Genomic DNA, 25,513 nt, shown 5'->3' on the forward strand with positions numbered 1-25,513 from the left:
AAGTCAGAAAAGTTACTTGAAGATGACAACGATCTAAATGTGGGAGCGAGCCTGCTCGCGAAGCGGTGGGTCAGTTACAAAAATGTATCTGACAGACCGCGTTCGCGAGCAAGCCCGCTCTCACAAGGGGATTTCAGGTGATTCGAAGATCAGCTCAGTTCAAGCCAGATCGGCGCGTGATCGGACGGTTTTTCCATCCCGCGCAATTCGTAGTCGACACCGGCTGCCTTCACTCGCGGCAGCAAACCATGGGACGCCAGAATCACATCGATGCGCAGGCCGCGCTTCGGCTCATCCTCAAAGCCACGGCTGCGATAGTCGAACCAGCTGAACATGTCAGTCACGTCAGGGTTGAGGTAGCGGTAACTGTCGGTCAAGCCCCAGTTTTTCAGGCGGGCCATCCACTCGCGCTCTTCCGGCAGGAAGCTGCATTTGCCGGTTTTCAGCCAGCGCTTCATGTTGTCCGGGCCGATGCCGATGTCGCAGTCTTCCGGGGAAATGTTCACATCGCCCATCACCACCAGCGGCTGTTCGTTGTGGAACTGGCTTTCCAGCAGGGTTTGCAGATCGTTGTAGAAGCGCTGCTTGGCCGGGAATTTGGTCGGGTGGTCGCGGCTTTCGCCCTGAGGGAAATAGCCGTTCATGATCGTCACCGGCACGCCATTGGCATCGGCGAACGTGCCCCAGATGAAGCGGCGTTGGGCGTCTTCTTCGTCGGTGGCGAAACCTTTGTGGATGGCAATCGGTTCCTGGCGCGAAAGGATGGCCACACCGTAGTGACCTTTCTGGCCGTGGAAATACACGTGGTAGCCGAGGGCGCGGACTTCTTCGAGCGGGAACTGGTCGTCGTGGACCTTGGTTTCCTGCAGGCCGATCACGTCTGGCTGGTGTTTTTCGATCAGCGCTGCCAGCTGATGCGGACGGGCGCGCAGTCCGTTGATGTTGAAGGAAACGATCTTCATGGTCGGCAGTCCTGGCAAAAGGGCGATGCTAGCTGACATGTGGGATGGGGGCCAGTGTGGGGTGGGAGAAATCATTTTGGCCTGTGGGATTTGTATTGCCTGGGAGGGCCTCTTCGCGAGCAGGCTCGCTCCCACAGGGATGCGCATTCCAAATGTGGGAGCGAGCCTGCTCGCGACGAGGCCGGCAAAATCGATGAAGATCCCGAGTTGGTCTATACCTGTGGGGGAACTGCGCCGCCATCAAAAGGTTCGTACCAACAAGAGCGCAGTCATTTGAGCCGTGCCCCGGGGAGAATCCACGTCATGCCTGAAACCCAGACCGCCATCGCCGACATTCACATGCTCGATCGCGGCTACTCCCGCGAAGCCCGATCCCTGCTGTATCAGGCCTACCGCCACGAGCCGACTTTCGGTTACCTGTTCGAAGCCGAGCGCCCCGGCTACGAGCAGCGAGTGCGGGCAACGGTGCGTGAATTGGTCAAGCAACACTTCCTGCAGGATCTGCCCGCTATCGGCCTGCTGGTCAACGACCGCCTGATCGGCATCGCCCTGATCGCGCCTCCGCAGCGTCGTCTGGGGATTACCGAAAGTTGGGCATGGCGCCTGCGCATGGTGCTCAGCACCGGCTTTCGCTGCACCCGTCGCTACCTGGAATATCACGATGCCGTCTCTGCCTGCGTGCCGAGCGACTCGGTGCACATGCTGCCGCTGCTGGGGGTTCATCCGCAGTTCCAGGGCAAACACTTCGGTGAGCAGTTGCTGACGGCGGTACACAATTGGTGTGCGGTCGACGAAACCTCGCAAGGCGTGGTGCTCGACACGGGCAACCCGCGCTACCTGGAATTCTATAAACGTCAGGGTTATCAGGAGATTGGCGAAGTTGCCGTCGGCCCCGTGCGCGAACACGTGTTTTTCCACGCCAATCCGCAGGTGTTACAAACTGCAACAGCATAACAATCGAACTTCTTGGGAAATTTCCGCTTCTATTACGCTCCCAAGCCCGTGATAGCATTCGCGCCATGAAGTTTCCAGGAAGATTTACCAGTGGCGTGCTCATGCTGTTATCCAGCTGCACGGCGCTGGCGCAAAGTGAATTGGACGTGCGGATCAAACCGTCCAACGATGAACTTAAAGCCAATATAGAAGGCTATATTGGCAGCCTCGGCGACCGTGACGAAGAAGCCTTGCTGCGCTTCAGTCGCGGTGCCGAAGAGCAGGCGCGCAAAGCGGCTCAGGCGTTGGGTTACTACCAGCCGCAGATCGACAGTGACGTGAAGGGCGGCGACAAACCGCGCCTGGTGCTGAACATCGATCCCGGCGAGCCGATTCGCCTGCGCAACGTCACCATTCGCGTCGACGGCCCGGCTGCCTCCTTTAAATCCTTTCGCGTGCCGAAAGCCGACGTGCTCAAGCCCGGCGCGGTGCTCAACCATGGTCGCTACGAAGACGCCAAGCGACTGATCCAGAATCAGGCCTCGCGCTTCGGCTATTTCAGCGGCCATTTCACTAGCCAAAAGCTCTTGGTCGACCCGCGTGCCGGCGTTGCCGACGTTGAGTTGATCTACGAAAGCGGCCCGCGTTATGCGCTGGGCAACGTCAGTTTCGAGGGCGACACGCCGTTCGACGAAGACCTGCTGCAACGCATGGTGCCGTTCAAGGCCGGCGACCCGTATGACTCCGAACTGATCGCCGAACTCAACCGCGATCTGCAATCGAGTGGCTATTTCGAAGGCGTGCGGGTCGACGCCGCACCGACTGCTGCAAAAAATGACGTGATCCCGGTCGACGTCAAACTCGATACGCGCAAGCCACGCACCATGGGCCTGGGCCTCGGTTACTCGACCGACGTCGGGCCACGGGTCAAAGCCAACTGGACGCGCCACTGGGTCAATCCGCAGGGTGACAGCTACGGCTGGGAGGCCGAATTGTCGGCGCCACGGCAAAACGTCGGGCTGTTCTATGACATACCGCTCGACCCGCCACTGACCGACAAATTGCGTTGGGCCGGTGGTTATCAATTCGAAGACATCGAGGGTTCCGATACCCTGAGCAAACTGCTGACCTTCGGCCCGGAATGGCACAGCAAGTTGCCCAGCGGCTGGCAACGGGTGATCTCGCTGAAATGGCAGCGTGAGGAATACGAGCTCGGTGATGACTCGGGTTTGAGTACCTTGCTGATGCCCGGCATCAGTTATTCGTACCTGAAAAGTGACAACCGCATCGACCCGCACAACGGCTATCGCCTGACCTTTGAAAGCAAAGTGGCGAAAGAGGGCATCGGTTCGGACAACAACCTTTTATATGGCACGGCATTGGTCAAAGGCCTGACCACGGTGTTCGACAAACACCGTTTCCTCGGTCGCGTGCAGGTCGGTGGCAGTGCCACCAACGGTTATAACTCGGTGCCGCCGTCGCTGCGGTTCTTCGCCGGTGGCGATCAGAGCGTGCGCGGTTACGATTACCAGAGCCTGTCGCCGGAAAACGCCAAGGGCGACCGCATCGGTGGTCGCTACATGGTCGCCGGCAGCGTCGAATATCAATACTCGGTCGCCGAAAAGTGGCGGGTCGCGACCTTCGTCGATCAGGGCAACTCCTTCAACAAACTCGAACTGCCGAACCTTAAGACCGGGGTCGGTATTGGTGTGCGCTGGGTCTCGCCGGTAGGGCCGATCCGCCTCGACCTGGCCCACGCGCTGGACGACGATGGCGGCATCCGGCTGCACTTTTCCATGGGGCCTGAGCTGTGAAGCGTGGTTTGAAAATAACGGCACTGACGCTGCTGGCGCTGGTGTTGTTGATTGTCTTGAGCATCGTTGCGGTGCTGGGTACACAGGCTGGCAGCCGTTGGGTGCTGGGTCTGGTGCCGGGCTTGAGCGTGGAAAATTTCCAGGGCCGCCTCGGCGGGCAGTGGAGCGCCGATCACTTGCTGTGGCAGCAGGACAGCAGCCGCGTCGAGTTGCAGAAGCCGATTTTCGCCTGGTCGCCGCTGTGCCTGACGCGCATGACCCTGTGCATCGAGCAGCTCAAGGCTGATCAGGTCACCCTGCAATTTCCGCCGAGTGAAGAGACCACCGAAAGCGGCCCGATCAAACTGCCGGATCTGCAATTGCCGGTAGCCATCGAGCTGGGCGACGTACAGGTCGGCAGCCTGTTGTTCAACGGCAGCGAACAGCTCAAAGGCCTGCAACTGGCGGCGCACTGGACTGCTCAAGGTCTGCAGATCGACAGCGTGAAATTGCAGCGCGACGACCTCAGCCTGAATCTGTCCGGGCTGCTCCAGCCTACTGGCAACTGGCCGCTGAACATTGCAGGCGACCTGACCTTGCCGTCGCCGGGCACCGGCCCATGGACGCTGGCGTTGAAAGTCGACGGCGATCTGTTGAAAACCCTCAACCTGCACGCCGACAGCCGTGGCTACCTCGACGGCCAGTTGAGCGGTGAACTGCAACCGCTGGTGGAAAACCTGCCGGCCAAGGTGCGGATTACTTCCGAGGCGTTCAAGCCGAGCGCCGACCTGCCAGACACCCTGCAACTCAATCAACTGGTGTTGACCGGCGAAGGCGACCTGAAAAACGGTTACCAGCTCAACGGCAACGCCACACTGCCCGCTGATAAAGGCCCGGTCGCGCTGTTGCTCAAGGGCAAAGTCGACGCCAGCGGCGCACAGATTGCCGGTCTCGACCTGACGGCCAACGACAAGCAAAGTCTGAAACTCACCGGCAGCGTCGATTGGAGCAAAGGCATCACCGCGCAGGCCAATATCAACTGGCAGGATTTCCCGTGGCATCGGCTCTATAACGAAATCGACGAGCCACAAGTGGTTTTGCGTACTTTCACTGGCGAAGTCTCCTACACCGACGGCCAATACCTCGGCAACTTCGCCGCTGCACTGGATGGCCCGGCGGGCGCGTTTGCTCTGAGTAGTCCGTTCAGTGGCAGCCTGAAACAGATCGCCTTGCCGCAATTGAAAATGCAAGCCGGACAGGGCAAGGCCGAAGGTCATGTGAACGTACAGTTTGCTGACGGTATTGCCTGGGACACGGCGCTGGATCTGTCGGCACTCAACCCGGCGTACTGGGTCGCGGAGCTGCCGGGCACCTTGGCCGGACCGTTGAAAAGCAAAGGCGAAATGAAGAACGAGCGCCTGAGCCTGACCGCCGACCTCGATCTGAAAGGTAAACTGCGCGGCCAACCGGCGATTCTGCAAGCCAAGGCTGACGGCGCCGGCGAGCAGTGGAACCTCAACGCCCTGCAAATCCGCCTCGGCGACAACAGCATCACCGGCAAGGGCAGCCTGCAACAGAAACTCACCGGGCAGATCGACATCAAGCTGGCGCGCCTGGCTCAGCTCTGGCCAGAGCTGCGTGGGCAGATCAATGGCCGCGTCGACGTCGCTGGTACGTTGAAAGCACCGCAAGGCAAACTCGGTCTGCAAGGTTCGCAACTGGCGTTCCAGGACAATCGCCTGCAAAGCCTCAACCTCGACGCCACGCTCGACAGTGCGCAACGGGCGAAAATTGATCTGAAAGGCTCAGGGATTCAGGCCGGCGACACCAATCTGGGCACGCTGACCGCCAGCGCCCAGGGCGACATCAAGAACCAGAAACTCAACCTCGACCTGATCGGACCGAAGCTGAAACTTGCCCTCGGTCTGGACGGCAATCTGGACAAGGGCAACTGGCGTGGTCGCCTGGCCAGCGGTGACATTCAGGCCGGTGGCCAAGACTGGAAACTGCAAAACCCGGCCAAACTCGAGCGCCTGGCCGACGGCAAAATCAACTTCGGCGCGCATTGCTGGATGTCCGGCAGCGCCAGCCTGTGCGGTGAAGATCAACGGCTGATGCCCGATCCGAAGCTGCGTTATCACCTCAAGCAGTTCCCTATCGAAAGTCTGGCGCAATGGCTGCCCAAGGATTTCGCTTGGCAGGGCAAACTCAATGCCGACCTGCAACTGGATCTGCCGGCCAGCGGCCCGAACGGTGTAGTCAGCATCGACGCCAGCGGCGGCACCTTGCGCATGAAGGAAAAGGATCAGTGGCTGGACTTCCCGTACCAGACCCTGAAACTCACCAGCAAACTCACACCGAAGCGCGTCGACACTGAACTCAACTTCGTCGGCGGTAAACTCGGCGAGTTGATGGTGCAGGCGCAGCTCAATCCGCTGCCGAAAAACAAACCGCTAAGCGGCTCGTTCCGCCTCAGCGGGCTGGACCTGTCGGTGGCGCGGCCGTTTGTGCCGATGGTTGAAAAACTCACCGGGCGTCTGAACGGCAGCGGCACGCTTTCCGGTGGCCTGCTCGCGCCATTGGTCAACGGCACGGTGCAACTCAGCGACGGCGAAGTGTCGGGTGCCGAGTTGCCGATGGAGCTGCAGAATCTGCAACTTACCGCTGTGATTGCCGGCGAATCGGTACGCCTCGACGGCGGCTGGAAAAGCGGCAAGACCGGGCAGGGCAGCCTCACTGGCAATGTCGCCTGGGGCCAGGCATTGATCGTCGATCTGGCGCTCAAGGGCACGCAATTACCGGTCACGGTCGAACCGTACGCCAAGCTCGAAGTGGCGCCGGACCTGAAAATTTCCATGGCCGGCGACGAGCTGAAAATCGCCGGCAAAGTGCAGGTGCCCAGAGGCGAAATCACCGTGCGCGAATTGCCGCCATCCACGGTGAAAGTCTCCGACGACACGATTATCGTCGGTGCGCAGACCGAAGAAGGCAAACCGCCGATGGCGATGAAAATGGACATCGACGTGGTGGTCGGCGAAGACAAACTGGCCTTCGCCGGATTTGGTCTGACCGCCAACGTGCAAGGTCATGTGCACATCGGCGACAACATGGACACCCGTGGCGAGCTGTGGCTCAACGACGGCCGCTACAGTGCCTACGGCCAGCGCTTGTCGGTGCGCCGTGCGCGTCTGTTGTTCGCCGGCCCCCTCGATCAGCCGTATCTGGACATCGAAGCGATCCGTCAGACCGACGACGTGATTGCCGGTATTCGCCTGAGCGGCAGCGCCGAGCAACCGACCACGCAGATCTTCTCGGAACCGGCGATGAGCCAGGAGCAGGCATTGTCTTACCTCATACTCGGCCGTCCGCTGAGTACCAACGGCGAAGACAACAACATGCTCGCGCAAGCGGCGCTGGGCCTGGGCTTGATGGGCAGCGCCGGGGTCACCAGCAGCCTGGCCAAGGATCTGGGGATTCAGGACTTCCAGCTCGACACGGCGGGCAGCGGCGATGCCACCAGCGTGGTGGCCAGCGGCAATATTACCGAGAAGCTCAGTTTGCGTTATGGCGTGGGCGTGTTTGAGCCGGCCAGCACCATTGCCCTGCGTTACAAGCTGAGCAAGAAGGTCTATGTCGAAGCGGCGAGTGGCGTGGCCAGTTCGCTGGATATCTTTTACAAGCGCGATTTCTAGACCGTAACAGGTTATTTGAATCGAGGCGCAGCCTTCGCGAGCAGGCTCGCTCCCACATTCGATCTGTGCCAGGCATGGATTTGTGTTCGCTCGAAATCCCCCTGTGGGAGCGAGCCTGCTCGCGAAAGCGTCTTCTCATTCATCGATGATGCTGAGGTTGCCGACCTCTTCGCGAGCAGGCTCGCTCCTGATTTGATCTTTGGAATGGCACACCAGCGAGGCCCGCTCGTAGTTCAGCGCCTTGTTGCGTTCCGGCAAGGCATAAGGCGCCTCACACCGCTGGCCCTGCCAGTTGATGGTCAGGGTACCGGCGTCGGCTTCTACCAGCGCCAGTGCCTTGCCGCCCGGGTCGGAGATCGCCAGTTGCTTGCCGGCGCTGTCCTCCAGCGAGGCGCCAAACGGGATCGGCTGGTGTTGCGCGTCGAACAAGGCGAACTGCACGCGGCGTCCGGTCTTGCTGGTGTAACGCGCCAGCACCACCGCACCACGGCGTGGCACCACTTGCCGGGTCGCATTGTCGATCTCGATATCGCCGCCCAGATCGCGGGTGTCGAGGTTGATCCAGTTCACGCGATAGGGCTGCGCATTGGGCACCACGGCGAAGCCGTTACTGCCGGTCTTGGCCCCGGTGAAACTGCCGATTTTCACCCCTTCCACGCCTTCGACCTGCGCCAGCGCGAATGTCTCGCCTACGGTTTGTCCAAGGTTGATCCCGCCGCCGTGGCCGACGATCGAACCTGCCAGATTCAGGTTCTGCGAGTTATAGCCGCGTCCCTGGCTGTAACCGGCACTGATGTCCATCACCGAGGTGCGGGTGCTGAGGTTGACCGAGCCAGAGCTGCCGCCGGTGCTGCTGCTACCACCTTGCACCGAATAGTAAGTATCGCTGTCTTCCGTCAGGTAACCATTGATGCCCACTTGGGTGCTGTCGGTGGCTTTCTGTGTGCTCGCGGAAACAAAGGCACGGGGTGCACGAGGTTTCGAACCCAGCGGGAACGACAGCGACAGGTTGACCAGTGTGTCGTTGTTCGCCGGCCCATAGTTGCCGATATCCTTGGAGTAGGTGGCGCCGAGGTTGTAACTGACTTCGCCCCAATAGTTGCTGTAACCCGCCGACAGGCTTTGCGAGCCGCCGCGCCCCCAATAGCGCTGGTCACTGGCGTTGAGGTAGATGCTGCCATATTGCTGATCACGTCCCAGGCTCTGGTTGACGGTCAGGTCGGTGCGGGTTTTCGAGTTGCCCGTGCGTTTTTCGCCCTCGTGGCTCAGTTCCTCGACGTGGTCGCTGAGGGTGCGATAGCCCTCGGTCGAATAGCGATAGGCGGCGAGGGTGAAGCTGGTGTCGGTACCGGTGAACGTCTTGGCGTACAGCGCGCGCAAACTGTTGCCCTTGACCACTTGGCCAAAGGTACGACTGGCGGAATGGGTGACGTCGAGCGACACGGCACCAATCGGCGTATTGCGCCCCGCGCCCACGGACAACGCCTGGAAATCCTCGGTCGCCTGCACGCCGACGATGCCGGACAAGTTGCTGCTGATGCCATAGGCCAGCGTGCTGCTGACAAACTGCGGCGACTGTTGATCATCGCTGTTGCTGTTGTATCGGCCGGCCGAGACGCTGTATTTCAACTGACCCTGGCGCACCATGATCGGCAGGCTGGAAAACGCCTGCACCGTCACCCGGCGCTGACCATCGGCCTCGATGATCGTTATTTCCAGATCCCCGTTGGAACCGCTCGGATAGATATCGCTGATCTCGAATGGGCCCGGTGGCACGTTGGCGCTGTAGAGCATGTAGTTGTTCTGCCGAATTTCTACGGTGGCGCTGGACTGCGCAATCCCGCGAATCACTGGCGCATAGCCGCGCTCACTGTCGGCGCGCATGCCATCGTCAGAGGCCAGTTTCAGGCCGCGATAGCGCACGCTGTCGAACAGGTCGGCGTCGGAGAAAATATCGCCGGCACTGAACTGGCCTTTCAACGCGGTCAGGTCATGTTGCAGATAGCTGCGGTTGCTCTTGAAGGTGCTTGGCTGGCCCGTACTGCTGTTGAAGTTGGACTCGTTGCGCAGGCGCCAGCCACCGAAGTTGATGCCGTTGCGCAGGCCGATGTTATTGGAGATCGTATTGGCCGTTTGCGTGCTGTTACGGTTGCTGCTCAGCTGATAGTTGATAAACGCCGCAGGCACGCCGTCGTCCCACAGCGCCGGGTCGACATAACCCCGTCGGCCGCGCTCCATGGCGCTTTGCGGCACGCTGACCATCAGGCGCAGGCGCGGCACGTCGTAACGCACGCTGGCATGCTCGATCAGCGCGGGCAGGTCGAGGCAGGCCTGCGGATCGTCAGCATCCAGTTTGCCGCTGGCCTGCAACTTGGCTATGTCGACGCCCAACTGCTGGACCATTTCCAGGGTCAGGCAGGCCTGGATCTTGCCGTTGCCGGGGTGGCGACGGAAGTCGATGTCGCGACGACCGACCAGCGCGTCGTTGCTGTAGAGGTCAACCCGGTAGTTGCCGGGCAGGACGCTGTTGCTGGCGAGCAGCGATTGCACATCAACGGTCGACGCGGCGCCTTGCAGAAACGACGTGTTGAACTGTTCATCGCCGTCAGCCTGGCACGCCGTGCTGATGGCCGAGGCGATCAACAACGATGCCAGGCCGTCGCGTTTGAGTAAAAACATGCATGAACCCTATATCACCTCCGATACGAACTAACGGAGCGAAGAGAAATACAGTGAAAGTGTGCGATCAGAGCGATTCGCGAGTTATGGCGTTTCTTTCTTTGGACTGGCGCTGGTGTCAGCGCTATTGGAAAGTTGCGCGGTATAACGATCTTGGGCACCATAGTCGTTAATGCTGCTGAACAACAAATTTGCCGCATTAGTTGAATGAAGTTGTTTGAGGTCGAACTCTTTGCGTTCGCCGGGGGCGATCATCATCGAATCAAACGGGTGCTCGCTGAGTGCGCCGGATTGCAGGGTGATATCGGCAATCGACACGTGATAAAGACCGGGGTTGTTCACCACCAGCACGCTTTTGCCGGCGCGCTCGGCCAGGCGCCAGGTCAATTCACCCGGTGCCAGATAGGCGTTTTTTTTCAGACCGGCCGGACGGAAGAACACCTTGATGCGCTGGCGTACAGCAAGTTGCAGGGTGTTCTGGGTCTTCGCGTTCTGGGGGATTTCCTGCACGTTGAGCCAGACCACCGATTCGCGGTCGGTCGGCATGCCGGTGCCTTCGTAGATGACCCGCAGTATTTGCTGTTCGTCGCCGCTGACGCGCACCAACGGCGGTGTGACTGCAAACGGCACGGAAGCGGATTCGCTGGCATCGGTGTCGATCCACGACTGGACCAGAACATCTGCACCGCTGTTACGCACGGTGATGCCGGCTTCCTTGTGCTGGCCGTCGAAGATCAGGCGGGTGCTGCTCAGGGAAATGCCGGCCGTGGCCTGATTGACCACGAACAGGCCCAGCAGGCCTGCGCAAAAGGACAATGAGTGACGATAAAACATGATGGTTACCGCGCAAGTGATTGAAAGCGCGGGGCCGGGCGGCCCCGCACTGGGCTCGAGTATTCGCGCGGGTTATTCGTATTGCAGGGTGAACGGCAGGGTGGCATCGCCGCGACCGGCAACAGCCAGTTTCGGGTCAACCGTGGTGACGTAGGCGGCCGAAAATTTCAGCGTGGTATTGCTGTCCTGCAGGGTGTTTTCGATCTTCGCGGTGGCTGGCGAGCTCAAGTCGATCACGGCACCATTGGCGTCGAGCAAGGCGATACCGATGCCTTTTGCAGCCCCCAGGCCGCTGATCAGTCGCAGCACTTTAGTGCCAGGTTCGATGCCCGAACCGGCGCCTTTGGTCGGTTCGAAGAGCATCGCAACCTTGGTCCCGGCATTGCAGTTGATCTTCATGTCGAAGTTCTCGACGCTCAACGTGCCGTTGCCTTTAGGTGCGGTGGCGGTGCCCATGTCCTTGATCGACACTTCACCCATGGCGACCGAAATGGTCTTGTCCTTGCCAGCGCTTTCAACCGAACAGGCGTCGTTGTTGATGGTGCCGGTGAAGTTGATGGTGCCGCTGCCGGCCTTGGTCGGGGTCACTGGCGGGTCGGCTGCCAGGACATTGCCGGCGGCAGCGAAGATCGAAAGTGCGAGAAGCGTTCGGGACAACTTTTTCATGTTGCTTTTTCCATTGGTGGGGTTAAAGCAACACAATAAAACTCGTTTTACCGATGGAACATCAGACGATTCCTAGATGCGCGGAAGTTGTAGCGGAGTGTCCTGTTTTATCAGCTGAACAAGTTGCGTTCTATGCAATAAGTCAACAGTTCCTGGTCGCTGCTGACTTCCAGTTTGCGCATCGCCGAGATTTTCTGCGTGCTGATGGTTTTTGCACTTCTACTTAAGTTACGGGCAATGTCGTTGACGCCCTGGCCCTGAACGAACAAACGCAGGATTTCATGTTCCTTGGGCGACAGCCTTGAGAAACGTTCATCCAGATCAGCACCGTCGTTCACCACCGATGTCGGCGCGGGTACCTGCCAGCGCACCGGGCTGCCCTTGGCAATCGCTTTGAGGGCGGTCTCGATTTCGTCGTGCAACTGGTTTTTCTGAATGACTGCCAGCACACCCAGCTCCTGCAGGCGCGTCAGGATCAACGGATTGGAAATCATGGTCAGCACCAAAACCCGAACCTTGGGAAAGTGCCTTATCAGGTACTCCACCAGTTTCAGGCCGTCACCGTAGGTCGAATCGGCAGGCATGTTGAAGTCGGTGATCAACAGATCTACAGGCTTGGTCTCCAGCAGCTTGATCAGTTCATCGGAGCCGACGGCTTCGCCCACCACGCGAAAGCGTTGGTCACGCTCGACCAGTTCCCGCACCCCCAGCAGCACGATGGGATGATCATCGGCAATGACAACGTTGAAGGTTTCCATGAGTGATTTATCCAGAGTGAAGTTATTCGAGGGAGTCGAGCAGATCTTGCAGCCGCGTCAGATTTTGTCGCACCGCCACGGCCAGAGCGGGCGTCACGGCCATGCCGGTCAAGCGACATTCCAGCTCGACAAACGCGCTGGCCAAGGCATTGATCTGCACGGCCCCTAGCGCCCCCGCCATGCTGTGCAGTTGCTGCGCCACGCTGTTGGCGTCGGCCGCATCCAGTGCCGCCAGGGTGGTCTGAATATCCTGGCGCAGGGTGGTGACAAACAACTCGCGCATTTTTGCAGATAGCGACGGCGGGGCATCGATAACGGGTGCCACAGCGATTTTGCAATGCTGCTCAAGTTGCGTGCGCAGGGTAGCGAGGTTCAGCGGCTTGACCATCCACGCGTTCATGCCGACGGCGGCGCAGCGTTCGCCTTCTTCGCGCAGGGCGTTGGCGGTGACGCCGATGATCGGCAGCGTCGAGTCCTGCTGGCGTACAGCCTCGGCGAGTCGGTAACCGTTCATAACCGGCATGTTGACGTCGGTCAGCAGCAGATCGAAACGACGGGGCGCCCACTGTGCCAGAGCCTGTTCGCCATTCGCAGCGACGATCACCGTGCAGCCGAGGGCTTCCAGTTGCTCCCTGATGATCGCCGCGTTGATCACGTTGTCTTCAGCCACCAGCACCTGCAGATTCAGTGGGCGGGTCTTTGCCTGCAACGCGGCGGGGCGCTGCGCATTGGCGCCGTGTTGTGCCAGATAAATCGCCCAGGCAATTGCGCGCACATCGTCGGCGTCGACTGCCCAGTCTGCACCGCTTGGCTGCGCCGGATTGGGGCCGCCCGCAATGGCGACGATCCGCGGCCCGCTCCAGTGCGGAGCGTTGTCGAGAGGCGTGAGGTCCACCAGCAGCGCCGAGGATGGTGGCCTCTCGGTCGTCACCGAGCGGCAATCCAGACCAAAACGGTTGAGCCAGGCCATCAGGTGCAGCGCCAGTTCGCTGATCGGTGCACGTACATAAACGGCGGGGCTGCCGGCCTCGAACGCGGGACAGTCGGCCAATGCGCCCGGCACGTTCTCCAGCGCGAGTTGCAGGGTAAAACTGCTGCCCAGCCCCGGTTCGCTGACCACGCTCAACTGGCCGTGCATCAACTCGCACAGCCATTTGCAAATGGCCAGGCCCAGACCCGCACCGGCCTGGCTGTCGGCATCGTTGACCTGATAGAACGGGTCGAACAATTGCTGTTGCTGCGCGGGGGAAATCCCCACCCCCGAATCGCTGACCTGCCACTGAACTTGGGCGTTGCCGGCGGCGTTTTGCAGCACGCGTACGCGCAGGACCACGCGGCCGTTGTCGGTGAACTTGATCGCGTTGCTCAGCAGGTTGTTGAGGATCTGGCGGATGCGCAACGGATCACCGCGCAGTCGATCCGGCAAGGTCGAATCGATGCAGGCATACAGTTGCAGGCCTTTGGCGCGGGCGAATGCGCTGTAAGTACGCACAACCTCTTCAGTCAGCTCCAGCGCGCAGAAGTCCTGAAGCTCAAGGGTCATTTGCCCGGCCTCGATCTTCGACACATCCAGCACATCGCTGATCAGCTTGAACAGGCTGGCGGAGGAACGCTGGATGGTGTCCAGATAATCCTGCTGGCGCGGGGCGAGCGGTGTCAGACCGAGCAATTCGAGGGTGCCCAGCACGCCGTAGAGCGGGGTACGAATTTCATGGCTCATGGTGGCCAGGAAGCGGCTCTTGGCCTGGTTGGCCGAGTCGGCGGCCTGACGGGCTTCTTCCAGGGCGGCGGCGTCTTCGATATGCCGGGTCACGTCATGCAACGCACACAACCAGGCATCCTGGCCTTGATAGCGCGTCGAGACGAAAGCCAGATGCAGATGCCGCCCGTCGATCTCCAGATCGGCATGGCCGGACTCGCTGTGTGACTTGAGCAGGCTCATCAAACGGCTGCTGTCGTGCCATTGCTGGGCGCGCTGGTTTTCCAGGAGCACGTGGTGATCGCTGCGGCGAATCACACAGAGGCCGGTCGGTGCGGTGTCGATCACCGCACGGCTGAAGGCCTCGCTTTCGGCGATGCTCGCGTGCGCACTTTGCGCGGGGATGATCACGCGTGCGGTGTACCAGCGGTTGATGGCCCGACCGCAACCAAGCAACGCCAGCACCACCGCCACGAGGCACAGCAATGGCCACAGCGCATAGCTGAGAAAACTGCGCAGGCTGATGACGTAGATCGCTGTCCAGTGTTGCGCGCCGGGGCTGCTCAGTTTGAACACCAGGCCGTCGCGGTCGACATTTATTCCATCATCCAGTACCTGGGTGGACCTCGGTGCGCCGGTCAAAACCACGCCGGCCGGGGTGATCAAGGTGAAGTCATCGTAAATCGACCACTCCATCAAGCGCTCGATGTTGTTCACCTGAGACAGTTTCAGCAACGTGCCGAGCACCACCCAGGAATCGGCGCCCTCGATGGCCTGTATAGGCTGGAGCAGATTGATCCTGACGTAGGCCAGCAGCGTCGGCGTTGCCTCGTTGTCCTGAGTAGACGGGTAGGGCACCCAATGCACTTGATGATCAGCGACTGATGACTGCTCGCGTGCATGCTGGTTCACCTGGCTCATGACTTGGGCAAACGCGCCGATCTGCATCGGGCCGGCACCGCGCAAGCGCCCGGCGGAGGGCACAGCTACATCGAAATTGTCGGGACCATTGAGCAGGATCACTTGCGGCGACTGATAGTGCGATGCCGCCCAGAACGCGCTGTAGTAGGCGGCCAGATAACTGCCCAGTGCGAAAACCTTGGGGTATTGGTCGGCGGCGATTCTGTTCGGATCGATCTTTACACTGAACGGCAGTGAAAACGGCAAGCCGCGACCTTCATAGATATTCGGGCCTTCATCGGGCAGCAGCTTTTGCGAATAGGTGGGCAACACCACCAAAGGGAAATATTGACCCTTGGCACTGGCCTGGGAGATATCGCGCAGGAACACTTCCTGCTCATGGATATTTTCCATCAACCGGGCGAAGTGAAACTGCAGAGTGTCGCGCTGCTCTTCGAGCATGCGCAGCACCCCCAGATAGCTGATGCCCAACAGCAGCAACACCAGCGCGCCGAGCAACAACAGACTTTTGTTCAAGCGCAGCGAACTGCTGGCCAGTTTGTCCAGAAATGCATTGGTATGCGGCATTACAGCGCCTGACCAGCGGTGATGGGGCAGCCTTTGGACACGGTGACCTCGGTAGCGAGCGACGTTCAACAATAGCCACGTGCCGCTCAGTAGGCAGTCGCTGGCCCGTCGTGGGTCAGCAAGTGCTGGAACTGGTCGGCTGAAACGGCGTGGGAGATCAGGAAACCCTGAACCTGAGTGCAGTCGATTTTACGCAACAGAGCAAGTTCTTGTGCGGTTTCTACGCCTTCGGCCACCACCGTCAGGCCCAATTGGCGACCGAGGCTGACAATGCTGGTCAGCGCCTGCGCGAGTTCGGCGTTGGCGTTGCAGCCTTGCACCAGCGCGCGGTCGATTTTCAGTTCGGTGAACGGCGCCGACACCAGGTTCATGTACGAGCTGTAGCCCTTGCCGAAGTCGTCCTGCGACAGACCGAAACCCTTGATCCGCAAGCGGCACGCGCCGGCGTAGAAGTTGCTGATGTCGTCGGGCACCGAGCACTCCATCAACTCGAAACAGATCCGCGCGGGCAAGCCTTGATGGGCAAGCACGAAAGCGAGGATGCGGTCGGGCAGGTCGTGGCTGTTGAGCAGGTGCGTGGGCAGGTTGACCGAAACCGGAATGTCATAGCCCTGTTCGCGCCAGGTCGCTTGGGCGGCGATCGCCTGTTTCAGTACGCACCAGAGCAACGGCTCTTCGAGACCGAACGCAATCAACGCCGGCAAAAATACCCCGGGCAGCAGCGTGCCATGTTCAGGATGATTCCAGCGTACCAGCGCTTCGGCGGCGACGATCCGGCCATTGTTCAAAGCCTTCTTCGGTTGAAACCAGGCTTGCAGTTCACCGTTGTCCAGGGCGTTGCAAATACTCTGGCGATCGATGCCGGGATGGATCGCCGCCGGGACGTTTTGGCGCAACGCCTGCAATTGATCGATCAGGCAACGCAGGGCGGCTGCGTTCACTGGTTTGGAAATCAGCCCGATGACTTTCACTTGCAGGTTGCTCGCCACCAGGCTCGCGCCCATCAGCATGCGTCGTGAGGCGGCGCTCATGATCGCCAGTGCCGGGCGCGAACGTTGGGCGGCGAGGCCCTGAATAAATTGCACACCGTCCATGCCCGGCATCAGCAGGTCGGTGAGCACCAGATCGAAGTCGCGGTGTTTCAGGCAGTCCAGTGCTTCTTCGCCGTCCTTGGCGCACGCCAGATCGAAGTCACCCAACTCGCTGAACAGGTTCTGCAAGTACAGGTGCTGGAAGGGGTGGTCTTCGACAATCAGAATGCTACAGGGCTTCATGGGCGACTCGTTCGTAGGGAGCCAGGACAGCGAACAAGGCTCGTAGCGTAAAAGGTTTGACCAGGCAGTGATTCATGCCGGCAGCCAGGCACAGCGCGTCCTCACCGCGCAGGGCGTTGGCGGTCGCGCCGATGATCGGAATGCTGCAACCGAGGCGCCGCAGGGCTTTGGCCAGTTCGTAGCCGTTGAGGCGGGGCATGTTGACGTCAGTCAGGACGATGTCGAACGCAGCGTCGGGCCAGAGCGCCAAGGCCTCTTCGCCATCGCTGGCCAGCGCCACCGTGCAGCCCAATTCTTCGAGCTGATCGCGCAGGATCAACTGATTGATGACGTTGTCTTCGGCCACCAGAATGTGTAGGCGCAACGGACGCATCGCGTGGGTTTCACTGTCTTGCGGGCGGTGAACGATCTGGCCGCTCTGGGCCTGGCGAACGGCCCGTTGAATCGCCAGCAGATCATTCAGATTGACCTGCCAGCCGTCGCCGCTGAACTGCGGCTCATGGGCGCCGTCACCGCTGGCCAGTACGCGCGGCCCACGCCATGCCAGGTTCGGGCGCTGTCCGAAGGCTGCGGGATACAGCTCCAGCAGCAGCGCCGTCGAATCCGGCTCGATGCTATCCGGTGCGCCGATATGCGCGCGGGCGCCCCAGCGGCGCAACCAGCCACTGATGCTGTCGGCCAGTTCGCGCACGGGCGAAACGACATAGACGAGGTCCGCGGCCAAGGGCGGCAAAGCAGTAGAGGGAGCGTTGCCGCAGCGTTGCTCCAGCGGCACGCTGAGGGAAAAACTGCTGCCCAGGCCCGGCTCGCTGACCATGCGCAGGGTGCCATTCATCAAGTGCGTCAGGCGCAGGCAAATGGGCAGGCCGAGGCCGGTGCCGGCGACCACGTTGGTGTTGCCGGCGGTCTGGTAGAACGGCTCGAAAATAAACGCCTGATCGTCATGGGCGATGCCTTTGCCGGTGTCGGAAACCTGCCATTGCAGGCACACGCGTTCGCCTTCGCGAGCGAGCAGTCTGACCCGCAATACCACGCGCCCGGAATCGGTGAACTTGACCGCGTTGCTCAGCAGATTATTGAGGATCTGCCGTACGCGGCTGACATCGCCCAGCAGGCAATCGGGCAGTTGCGGATCGAGGCAGGCATAGAGTTGCAGGCCTTTGCTTTGCGCGGCGGCGGCATAGCCTTGCACCACTTCGTGCACCAGTTCCGGGACGGAAAACTCGCTCAGCTCCAGCGCCAGTTGCCCGGCCTCGATCTTCGATACATCGAGCACGTCGCAAATCAACTGCAGCAACGTCGCCGATGATCCCTCGATCGCACGCAGGTAACTTTTCTGCTGAGTGTCCAGATGCGTGCGCGCGAGCAATTCCAGGGTGCCCAGCACACCGTAGAGCGGGGTGCGTATTTCGTGGCTCATGGTTGCCAGAAACAAGGTCTTGGCTTCGTTGGCGGCATCGGCCGATTGGCGCGCCTGTTCCAGCGCTGCTTCGATCTGTCGCCGAGCGCTGATGTCACTGAACGCACAGAGCAAGACGTCTTCACCTTTGTAGCGGGTCGGCGCACAGCTCAGGTACAGGTGACGACCGTCGGCAGTCTCGAAGTAATCGGTCAGGCACGGCGAGTGTTGGTCGAACGCATCACGGATCCAGCCAGCGCCCAGTTGCTCGCTGCACTGGCCCAGCCATTGCCGGGCGAGGGTGTTATCCAGCACCACTTGGCCGTCACTGCGGCGCAACACGCATAGCGCCACGGGGGCGGTCTGAATCACGTCGCGGCTGAACAGTTCGCTTTCCACCAGCGCCTGAATGCGCTGGATCGCCGGGGTGATGAAACGATGTTCCAAGCGTCGGACCAACAGGCACACCAGGCTGATACTCAACACGCAGAACAGCAGCGCGCCGAGCATTTGTGGCCACAGGGCGCGCAGTACCGCCAGCAAGTCGATGGAGTAAGTCAGCTGCCAGTCCGAGGATTTCAGCTGCTTGCGCAGCACCAATTGCTCGGGCAGCCAGCCATCGCCGACGAAGCCGAAAAAATCCTGTTGTCGCAGCAACGGCAGGTGCTGTTCGGGCGGTGGTTTGTGGCTGTTGCTGAACAGCGGTTTGCCTTGTGAGTTGAACATGGTGAACTCGCCGGCACTGTGGTCGCTCAGGGCGCTGGAGACTTCGCGGTCGTCCATTTCCAGGCCGAGCCAGCCGGAGTTGATATCGCGCGCGTCTAGACGAATGAAGATGTATAGCTGCGAGTGGCCGTCGGCGGCATGGGTCAGCCACAGTTCCGACAATGTCGCCGTGAGCTTGAGCGCTTCCAACTGATCCAGCGTGGCCTGTGGCAAACCGACGACCAGCGGCGTCGCGTTGTATAGCCGCAATACATGACCGCCATTGCTGACATACAGCAGATTGAGCTGCTTGGCTTTCAGGTAATCGCGCATGCGCTGGGTCAGCCAGATGCTCCATTGCTTGCCCGGCGTTTGCCCCAGCAGCAGACGGATTTCTTCTTCGGAAACCGGCACGTTTATTTTCGCCTTACGTGTGGCCGACAGGCTCAGGCTTTCCAGCAGCGCTTCACGGGTGGTGAAAAACGTATGCGCCTCAGCGATGGCGCTGCTCATGTAGCTGCGCCGCTGGGAAATCTCATTGTTGAAGGTAAACAGCAGGAAACTGTAGACGCCGCCGAGAATGCCCACCAGCAGCACCAGGGCAAAAATGCGCAGCAGACGCCGCGCCGCATGGGGCGAGGACAGGAGCGGGCTGATCTGATGGAGGTAGTTCTTCAATCTCATCCCGGCACTCTAGGGAGGGCCGGGAGCGGGGAAAATCAGACGATCCTTAGAATGCTAAAGGTAGTTGACGATGAAGGTGACTTCGGTGTTCGCGCTGCCGGCCTTGAGTTCGCCCGTGGGCAGACGGTAGTACGCAGCGGTTAACGGGATCTTGAAGTCGGTGCCAGTGGTGGTGAAGGCGTTGAACGGGTAGGTGGTATCGAAGGCGATCGGCTGCCCGACATCGTTCATCAATTGCAGGCCGATGCCGCTGGCGGTGGAGGTGCTATTGAGCGCAACGATGCCCTTGGTCGCGTCGATGACGGGCGTGGTGGCCTTGAGCGAATAGGTGACTTTCTTGATGCCGGTCTGGCACTGATTCAGGGCAATGTCGAAGCGCACGGTGCGGGGTTTGGCGCCCGCGTCGCTAAAGTCCTGGAGTTGATAGTCATCTCCCATCGCGACAGGGACGGACGGGGTCTGGCAGGAGGCCGCATTCAACACCAACGCGTTGGCCAAATTGAAGTTATTCAGAATCAGTTCGCCGGCTTTCAGACTGCCGAGGTTGCCGGCCGGTATCGTGATCTGCGCCGCCAACGGGCCTGACTTGACGATTTCCAGGCGGATCGAGCCTGACATCACGCCGTAGCCTTTTGGGGCGACCGAAAAGAGCGAGGGCTCATAGCGATCCAGCATACCCATCCAGATACGGAACGACAGCCCGGTCTTGCCCAGCGGGAAGGTCGTGACGCTACTGGTCGGGGAGCCAAACGCGGGATTGACCGCTATTCCGTAGAAAGAGCTCGCATTGCACGACCAACTGTGCGAGCTCGATTGCTGCGCGGTTTCCTGATAAACCACCGTGCCATCCGGTGTGTCGGCGGGGATGGTCAGGCCGCCATTGGCCAGGCTGCCGCCATAACTGAGCGTTTGCGTGGAAGGGGAACTGTTGAAGCTACAATTCGCCGCCATTGCGTCCGTTGCACATGCCAGCAACGTCGCCACGGCAAGAGTGAGCAGGGGGCGCTGCAGAGTTATTCGCTTCATGAAAAGGGCTATACGTGTCGGCCAAAGAGCGGCGTACGTTAAACACGCCGTTTGCCGATGGACATCAGGCGATTCTTAGAACACGCTCCCGCGTCTGCGCAATCGCGGCGATGTATTAGACTCACCAAAGCCTGAAACCGTGCAGGTTGTGCGGCCCCGGCGCAGCAGGGAGGTCATATGGTCCGCTTGAGTATGGTCTTGCTCGGTCACGACTTTGTCCGCAAGCGTTGGTCCGCGCTGGCGCTGACGGGCATTGTCTGGGGCGCGGCCGGTGTGGGCATCTTCATTGATGCGTTGGACGGCGTTCTGTATTTCCCGCTGCATCTCTTCGGCTATCTGTTGTTGCTCGAAGCGCTGATCCTGCTGCTGGTGCCGGCACCGCAAGCCGGGACCGCTGCGGCCCTGCGCAGAGGGCGAGGACTGGCTTTTCTCTTGCTGGGACTGCTGATCGTCGACCGGCAACATGTCGCTGGACTGATTCTGGCGGTGCTGTTTGGCGGGGCTTTTCTGCTCGATGGCGGTTTTCGGCTGGCGGCGGCGCTGGTGGTGCGCTTTGTCGGTTGGCAAGTGTCGCTGCTGGCGGGGTTGTTCGAAATCGGCTTTGGCGTGTTTATCCTTGAGCCGTATCCGACGCTGTACAAGGGCACGGTGCCTTTTTGCATCGGCATGAGCCTCTTTCTCACCGGTTGCGCCTTGTTGCGGCAAGCCGTGCGCTTCAAAAACCAGCTGCCGCTGACCCGTACTGCTGCAGTGAGTGCGCCGACCAGCAGCGCCGCGTTAGTGATTCACGTCTGGACCCCCAGCGGCACCGTCGACGACACCTTGGTGCGCAATCGTCTGCTCAACCGCTACATCGCGGCGGTCGACATCAACGGCGTGATCTCCGCCGGCCATGCGGCACTGGAATGCGGCCCGGACATTTACATCAGCCATTACCCGCAGGATGACATTGATCGTTCGGCGGGGGATTTCGTGCGCTTGCTGCGGGCGACGCCGAACAACGATGTTGCCGGCAGGTTTTTGCCGGATTATGCCGGCGAGGTGGCGGACTGGTGTCCGTCTTCGGTGCAGGTCAGTTTTGCCCATTACGACGCCCGGCGACTCCATGCGTTCTGGGCGGACTATCGGCAAAACAGCACTTACAATCTGACCAGTCGCAATTGTTCCAGTGCTGTCGCTCATAGCCTCGAAGCGGCGCTGGAAGGGGCGATGAACCGGGGGCATTCGAGCATGCTGGATTTTGCCCGCGTCATCTTCAGCCCTGAGTTCTGGATCGCCGCGCAAGTGCGCAAACGCGCCGAGGCGATGGCCTGGACGCCCGGACTGGTGCTCGACTATGCGCGAGCGTTGCATGCTGCGATCGAACCGGCACCGCCGGGCTGGCACAGTATTTATGCGGTGGTCAAACGGGGCTGTGGCTATGCGGCCACTGCCTTGCGCGGGCGTGAGGTGCATCCCGTTCAGCCGCCATCTGCGCATCCTTCCGACGAATCCTGACCGACGTTACACCGAGTCGCTGCCTTCGCGAGCAGGCTCGCTCCCACATTGGATCTCTGAGCAACGCGGAATTTGTGTTCACTGGAGATCTCCGGTGGGAGCGAGCCTGCTCGCGAAGGCGTCAGCGCGGGCGCCGCAAAAACCCAGCCCATTGGTCAACTAATTGCAAAGCCACCTAACTATTACGTTGACATTCGCTGCCTAGGCAGTAACATCTCGACATACATTCACTGCCTAGGCAGTTATTAGGTGAGCAAATGAAGCATTTCACCCCGGACGAATTCAAACACTGCCATCTCGGCCTGTTGCTGGGCCGTGCTGCGCTGCTCAAGGACCGGATCATCGACACCCACATGGAACCCCACGGCATCACCGCCGCGCAGTTCAAGGTGTTGATCATCATGGCCCAGTTCGGCGTCGACACTCCGGCCGAACTGTGCCGGCACCTGTCGCTGGACAGCGGTTCGATGACGCGCATGCTCGATCGTCTGGAGCAGAAGGGCTTTCTGGCTCGCCACCGCAGCGAAGGCGATCGCCGTCAGGTGCAACTGAAACTGACCGAACAGGGCCAGCAACTGGCCGATCGCCTGCCGCACATCGGCGCCGATGCGATGAATGAACTGGCCGGCGCCGTCACTCCGGACGAGTTGAAGACCCTGGAATACATCCTCAAGAAAATTCTGCTGGCAGCCGGTGACCCAATCACCATCCAGCGCTTAGGTGAACACAATGAGCGGTAAAACCTTGCGCAGCAGCCTGACCCTGGTGCTGTCGGCAATGATCCTTGCCGGTTGCGCCAACTACAGCGGCCTCGACACCCAAGGCCAGAACCTTGATGCGCAAAGCCTGAAAGTCGGCCAGTCGCTGAACGGCGTGACCCTGTCGTCGGCCGCGTGGCCGAAAAGCGACTGGTGGACCAGCCTCGGCGATCCGCAACTCGACGGCTTGATCCGCGAAGCCCTGCACGACAACCCGGACATGCAGATCGCCGCAGCCCGCGCCCATCAGGCCAGCGCCGCCGCGTATGCCGCCGATGCCGCGCGTTATCCGACCCTAGACGCCAGCGCCGGTATCAGCCGTTCGCGCCTGGCCAAGGATCAGGATCCGCGAGGGCAGGGCGATGCCTACGCCACCGTGCGTAATGTCAGTGCCGGCTTCAATTACAACTTCGATCTGTGGGGCGGCCAGCGTGATGCCTGGGAAGCCGCACTCGGTCAGGCCCGTGCGGCCGAAGTCGATCGTCAGGCTGCACAGCTGACCCTCGCCGCCGACGTCGCTCGCGCTTACAGCGATCTTGGTCAGGCGCACATCGTTTATGACCTCGCGAACGAAGACCTCAAGCGCACCAGGCAAATGCTCGATTTGAGCCAGCGTCGCTTGAGCTCGGGGATCGACAGCCAGTATCAGTTCCAGCAAACCCAGAGCCTGGAAGCCAGCTCCGAAGCCAGCCTGATCGATGCGGAAAAACGCTTGAACAGCGCGAAAATCGCCTTGGCCGTGTTGCTCGGCAAAGGCCCGGATCGCGGCAATGAAATCGCCCGGCCGAAAGTGCTGCAGGCCAGCGCCGTGGCCGTACCGTCGGTGCTGCCGGCAGAACTGCTCGGTCGTCGCCCTGATCTGGTCGCCGCGCGCTGGCGTGTAGAAGCGGCGAGCAAAGACATCGACTCGGCGAAAACCCGGTTCTATCCGAACCTGAACCTCACGGCCTCGGCCGGTGCCGAGTCCCTGTTGGGTGATGCGATGTTCGGTTCGGCCAGTCGCTTCTTCAACATTGCCCGACCATTTCGGTGCCGATCTTCGATGGCGGTCGCTTGCGCGCCAACCTCGATGCGCGCGACGCCGATTACGATCTGGCGGTGGCGCAGTACAACAAAAGTCTGGTGAAAGCACTGGGCGATGTCAGCGACACGATCAACCAGTTGCGTGACATCGGCCGGCAGATCGGCGCGCAGCAACACGCCACCGACATTGCTCAGGATTCTTACAACACCGTCGTCCAGCGTTACGGTTCCGGCATCGGCAACTACCTGGACGTGCTCAGCATCGAGCAGCAATTGCTCCAGGCCCAGCGCCAACTGGCCACCCTCAATGCCGAGCAGATCGACCTGTCGATTCAACTGATGCAAGCGCTGGGCGGCGGCTTTCAGGGGCAGACCCTGACCGCAGCCAACGCCACCCCAGCCACGTCGCACAACTAATTCAAGGTATTTGTCATGGCCACTGCCGAAAACACTCAAGCTCAAGACAACACCCCCGACACCGGCAATCCGCGCAAACGCAAAGTGATGCTGCTGGCGCTGACCGTTATCGTCCTCCTCGCGTGTGCGGGCGTCTGGGCTTATCACGAATTCATCGGGCGCTTTAACGAAAGCACCGACGACGCCTACGTCAACGGCAACGTCGTCGAAATCACCCCGTTGGTCACCGGCACCGTGGTCAGCATCGGTGCCGACGATGGTGATCTGGTTCACGAAGGTCAGGTGTTGATTAACTTCGACCCGAACGACGCTGAAGTCGGCCTGCAAAGTGCCAAAGCGAAACTGGCGCGCACCGTGCGTCAAGTGCGTGGCTTGTACAGCAACGTTGATGGCATGAAAGCCCAGGTCAACGCGCAACAGGCCGAAGTGCAGAAGGCGCAGGACAATTACAACCGCCGGAAAAACCTGGCGCAGGGCGGGGCGATTTCCCAAGAAGAACTGTCCCACGCTCGCGATGACCTGACCTCGGCGCAAAACGCCCTGGCCAATGCCAAACAACAGCTGAAAACCACCAGCGCACTGGTCGACGACACCGTGGTGTCGTCGCACCCGGACGTGATGTCGGCTGCTGCGGATCTGCGTCAGGCCTACCTGACCAATGCGCGCAGCACCTTGATCGCGCCGGTCACCGGCTATGTGGCCAAACGCACCGTGCAGCTCGGTCAGCGTGTGCAACCGGGTACTGCGCTGATGGCGGTGATTCCACTGGATCAACTGTGGATCGACGCCAACTTCAAGGAAACCCAACTGCGTGACATGCGCATCGGTCAGCCGGTCGATATCGAATCCGACATCTACGGCAGCGACTTGAAATACAGCGGCACCGTCGACAGCCTCGGCGCCGGCACCGGCAGTGCGTTTGCCCTGCTGCCTGCGCAGAACGCCACCGGTAACTGGATCAAGATTGTTCAGCGTGTGCCGGTGCGCATTCACATCAACGCCGAAGAACTGGCCAAGCATCCGTTGCGCGTCGGTCTGTCGACCAACGTCGAGGTCAATCTGCATGACCAGAGCGGCCCTGTGTTGGCTCAGCAGCCGCCGCAAAAAGCGTCGTTCAGCACCAACGTCTATGACCGTCAACTGGCCGAAGCCGACGCGATGATCGCCCAGCTGATCCACGACAACAGCGCTGCGGCCAGCAAAACCGCGCAACGCTGAATCTTTCC

At 60.5% G+C, this 25,513-nt stretch carries 15 protein-coding genes and 1 pseudogene; 7 read left to right on the plus strand and 9 right to left on the minus strand.

The window, feature by feature from the left end; genetic code table 11:
* Positions 1–149: 149 nt before the first annotated feature.
* Positions 150–962, minus strand: a complete 813-nt coding sequence (gene xthA / locus ATI02_RS05695) for an exodeoxyribonuclease III (protein WP_100845698.1) — start codon at positions 960–962, stop codon at positions 150–152.
* Between the two features lie 303 nt (positions 963–1,265).
* Here xthA and ATI02_RS05705 point away from each other — a divergent pair, with 303 nt between their 5' ends.
* The 3 genes from ATI02_RS05705 to ATI02_RS05715 all read left to right on the plus strand — a co-directional run bounded on the left by ATI02_RS05705 (position 1,266) and on the right by ATI02_RS05715 (position 7,380).
* The gene (locus ATI02_RS05705; protein WP_095189894.1) at positions 1,266–1,916 is read left to right on the plus strand and encodes a GNAT family N-acetyltransferase; all 651 of its coding nucleotides are present in this window, start codon (positions 1,266–1,268) and stop codon (positions 1,914–1,916) included.
* Between the two features lie 65 nt (positions 1,917–1,981).
* Positions 1,982–3,709, plus strand: coding sequence for an autotransporter assembly complex protein TamA (locus tag ATI02_RS05710; RefSeq protein WP_100845700.1), 1,728 nt, complete (start codon positions 1,982–1,984; stop codon positions 3,707–3,709).
* On the plus strand, positions 3,706–7,380 hold the full coding sequence (locus ATI02_RS05715) for a translocation/assembly module TamB domain-containing protein (RefSeq protein ID WP_100845701.1): 3,675 nt from the start codon (positions 3,706–3,708) through the stop codon (positions 7,378–7,380). The genes ATI02_RS05710 and ATI02_RS05715 overlap by 4 nt, the downstream gene beginning before the upstream one ends.
* Positions 7,381–7,515: 135 nt before the next feature.
* On the opposite strand, the gene ATI02_RS05720 is transcribed toward ATI02_RS05715, so the two are convergent.
* The 8 genes from ATI02_RS05720 to ATI02_RS05755 form a co-directional block, all read right to left on the minus strand.
* Entirely contained in the window at positions 7,516–10,059 is a 2,544-nt protein-coding gene (locus tag ATI02_RS05720; protein WP_100845702.1) for a fimbria/pilus outer membrane usher protein, read from the minus strand.
* 84 nt (positions 10,060–10,143) lie between these two features.
* Complete coding sequence (locus ATI02_RS05725) at positions 10,144–10,893, minus strand: fimbrial biogenesis chaperone (protein ID WP_100845703.1); 750 nt, start codon at positions 10,891–10,893, stop codon at positions 10,144–10,146.
* A 72-nt stretch (positions 10,894–10,965) separates the two neighbouring features.
* On the minus strand, positions 10,966–11,559 hold the full coding sequence (locus tag ATI02_RS05730; protein WP_095189889.1) for a fimbrial protein: 594 nt from the start codon (positions 11,557–11,559) through the stop codon (positions 10,966–10,968).
* A gap of 110 nt (positions 11,560–11,669) precedes the next feature.
* Positions 11,670–12,317 carry a response regulator gene (locus tag ATI02_RS05735; protein ID WP_095189888.1) on the minus strand — a complete coding sequence of 216 codons (648 nt, stop codon included), beginning with the start codon at positions 12,315–12,317 and terminating at the stop codon, positions 11,670–11,672.
* A 22-nt stretch (positions 12,318–12,339) separates the two neighbouring features.
* Positions 12,340–15,504 (minus strand): hybrid sensor histidine kinase/response regulator, encoded by a 3,165-nt coding sequence (locus tag ATI02_RS05740; RefSeq protein WP_100845704.1) that lies wholly within the window; start codon positions 15,502–15,504, stop codon positions 12,340–12,342.
* Positions 15,505–15,590: 86 nt separating this feature from the next.
* Positions 15,591–16,778 (minus strand): response regulator cyclic di-GMP phosphodiesterase PvrR, encoded by a 1,188-nt coding sequence (pvrR, locus tag ATI02_RS05745; RefSeq protein ID WP_100845705.1) that lies wholly within the window; start codon positions 16,776–16,778, stop codon positions 15,591–15,593.
* Positions 16,765–19,566 carry an ATP-binding protein gene (locus tag ATI02_RS05750; RefSeq protein ID WP_100845706.1) on the minus strand — a complete coding sequence of 934 codons (2,802 nt, stop codon included), beginning with the start codon at positions 19,564–19,566 and terminating at the stop codon, positions 16,765–16,767. Before ATI02_RS05750 ends, pvrR begins: the two co-directional genes overlap by 14 nt.
* A 54-nt stretch (positions 19,567–19,620) precedes the next feature.
* Positions 19,621–20,592, minus strand: a complete 972-nt coding sequence (locus ATI02_RS05755) for a fimbrial protein (RefSeq protein WP_100845707.1) — start codon at positions 20,590–20,592, stop codon at positions 19,621–19,623.
* Positions 20,593–20,769: 177 nt separating this feature from the next.
* Here ATI02_RS05755 and ATI02_RS05760 point away from each other — a divergent pair, with 177 nt between their 5' ends.
* The 4 genes and pseudogenes from ATI02_RS05760 (at position 20,770) to ATI02_RS05775 (ending at position 25,505) form a co-directional block, all read left to right on the plus strand.
* The gene (locus ATI02_RS05760; RefSeq protein ID WP_100845708.1) at positions 20,770–22,089 is read left to right on the plus strand and encodes a hypothetical protein; all 1,320 of its coding nucleotides are present in this window, start codon (positions 20,770–20,772) and stop codon (positions 22,087–22,089) included.
* 257 nt (positions 22,090–22,346) lie between these two features.
* Complete coding sequence (locus ATI02_RS05765) at positions 22,347–22,829, plus strand: MarR family winged helix-turn-helix transcriptional regulator (protein ID WP_095189882.1); 483 nt, start codon at positions 22,347–22,349, stop codon at positions 22,827–22,829.
* Positions 22,819–24,287 (plus strand): annotated as a pseudogene (locus ATI02_RS05770) (efflux transporter outer membrane subunit). Before ATI02_RS05765 ends, ATI02_RS05770 begins: the two are co-directional and overlap by 11 nt.
* A gap of 15 nt (positions 24,288–24,302) precedes the next feature.
* Positions 24,303–25,505: an HlyD family secretion protein gene (locus tag ATI02_RS05775; protein WP_100845709.1), complete on the plus strand. Its 1,203-nt coding sequence runs from the start codon at positions 24,303–24,305 to the stop codon at positions 25,503–25,505.
* Positions 25,506–25,513 lie beyond the last annotated feature (8 nt).

This window comes from Pseudomonas baetica, assembly GCF_002813455.1.
GTDB classification, from domain to species: Bacteria; Pseudomonadota; Gammaproteobacteria; order Pseudomonadales; family Pseudomonadaceae; genus Aquipseudomonas; species Aquipseudomonas baetica.

Excerpts from the sequence above, each read along its gene's own strand:
- ATI02_RS05725 (WP_100845703.1), bottom strand. The coding sequence starts at position 10,893 with ATGTTTTATCGTCACTCATTGTCCTTTTGCGCAGGCCTGCTGGGCCTG.
- ATI02_RS05720 (WP_100845702.1), bottom strand. The coding sequence starts at position 10,059 with ATGTTTTTACTCAAACGCGACGGCCTGGCATCGTTGTTGATCGCCTCG.
- ATI02_RS05705 (WP_095189894.1), top strand. The coding sequence starts at position 1,266 with ATGCCTGAAACCCAGACCGCCATCGCCGACATTCACATGCTCGATCGC.
- xthA (WP_100845698.1), bottom strand. The coding sequence starts at position 962 with ATGAAGATCGTTTCCTTCAACATCAACGGACTGCGCGCCCGTCCGCAT.
- ATI02_RS05710 (WP_100845700.1), top strand. The coding sequence starts at position 1,982 with ATGAAGTTTCCAGGAAGATTTACCAGTGGCGTGCTCATGCTGTTATCC.
- ATI02_RS05730 (WP_095189889.1), bottom strand. The coding sequence starts at position 11,559 with ATGAAAAAGTTGTCCCGAACGCTTCTCGCACTTTCGATCTTCGCTGCC.
- ATI02_RS05740 (WP_100845704.1), bottom strand. The coding sequence starts at position 15,504 with ATGCCGCATACCAATGCATTTCTGGACAAACTGGCCAGCAGTTCGCTG.
- ATI02_RS05750 (WP_100845706.1), bottom strand. The coding sequence starts at position 19,566 with ATGAGATTGAAGAACTACCTCCATCAGATCAGCCCGCTCCTGTCCTCG.
- ATI02_RS05735 (WP_095189888.1), bottom strand. The coding sequence starts at position 12,317 with ATGGAAACCTTCAACGTTGTCATTGCCGATGATCATCCCATCGTGCTG.
- ATI02_RS05775 (WP_100845709.1), top strand. The coding sequence starts at position 24,303 with ATGGCCACTGCCGAAAACACTCAAGCTCAAGACAACACCCCCGACACC.
- ATI02_RS05755 (WP_100845707.1), bottom strand. The coding sequence starts at position 20,592 with ATGAAGCGAATAACTCTGCAGCGCCCCCTGCTCACTCTTGCCGTGGCG.
- ATI02_RS05765 (WP_095189882.1), top strand. The coding sequence starts at position 22,347 with ATGAAGCATTTCACCCCGGACGAATTCAAACACTGCCATCTCGGCCTG.
- ATI02_RS05760 (WP_100845708.1), top strand. The coding sequence starts at position 20,770 with ATGGTCCGCTTGAGTATGGTCTTGCTCGGTCACGACTTTGTCCGCAAG.
- pvrR (WP_100845705.1), bottom strand. The coding sequence starts at position 16,778 with ATGAAGCCCTGTAGCATTCTGATTGTCGAAGACCACCCCTTCCAGCAC.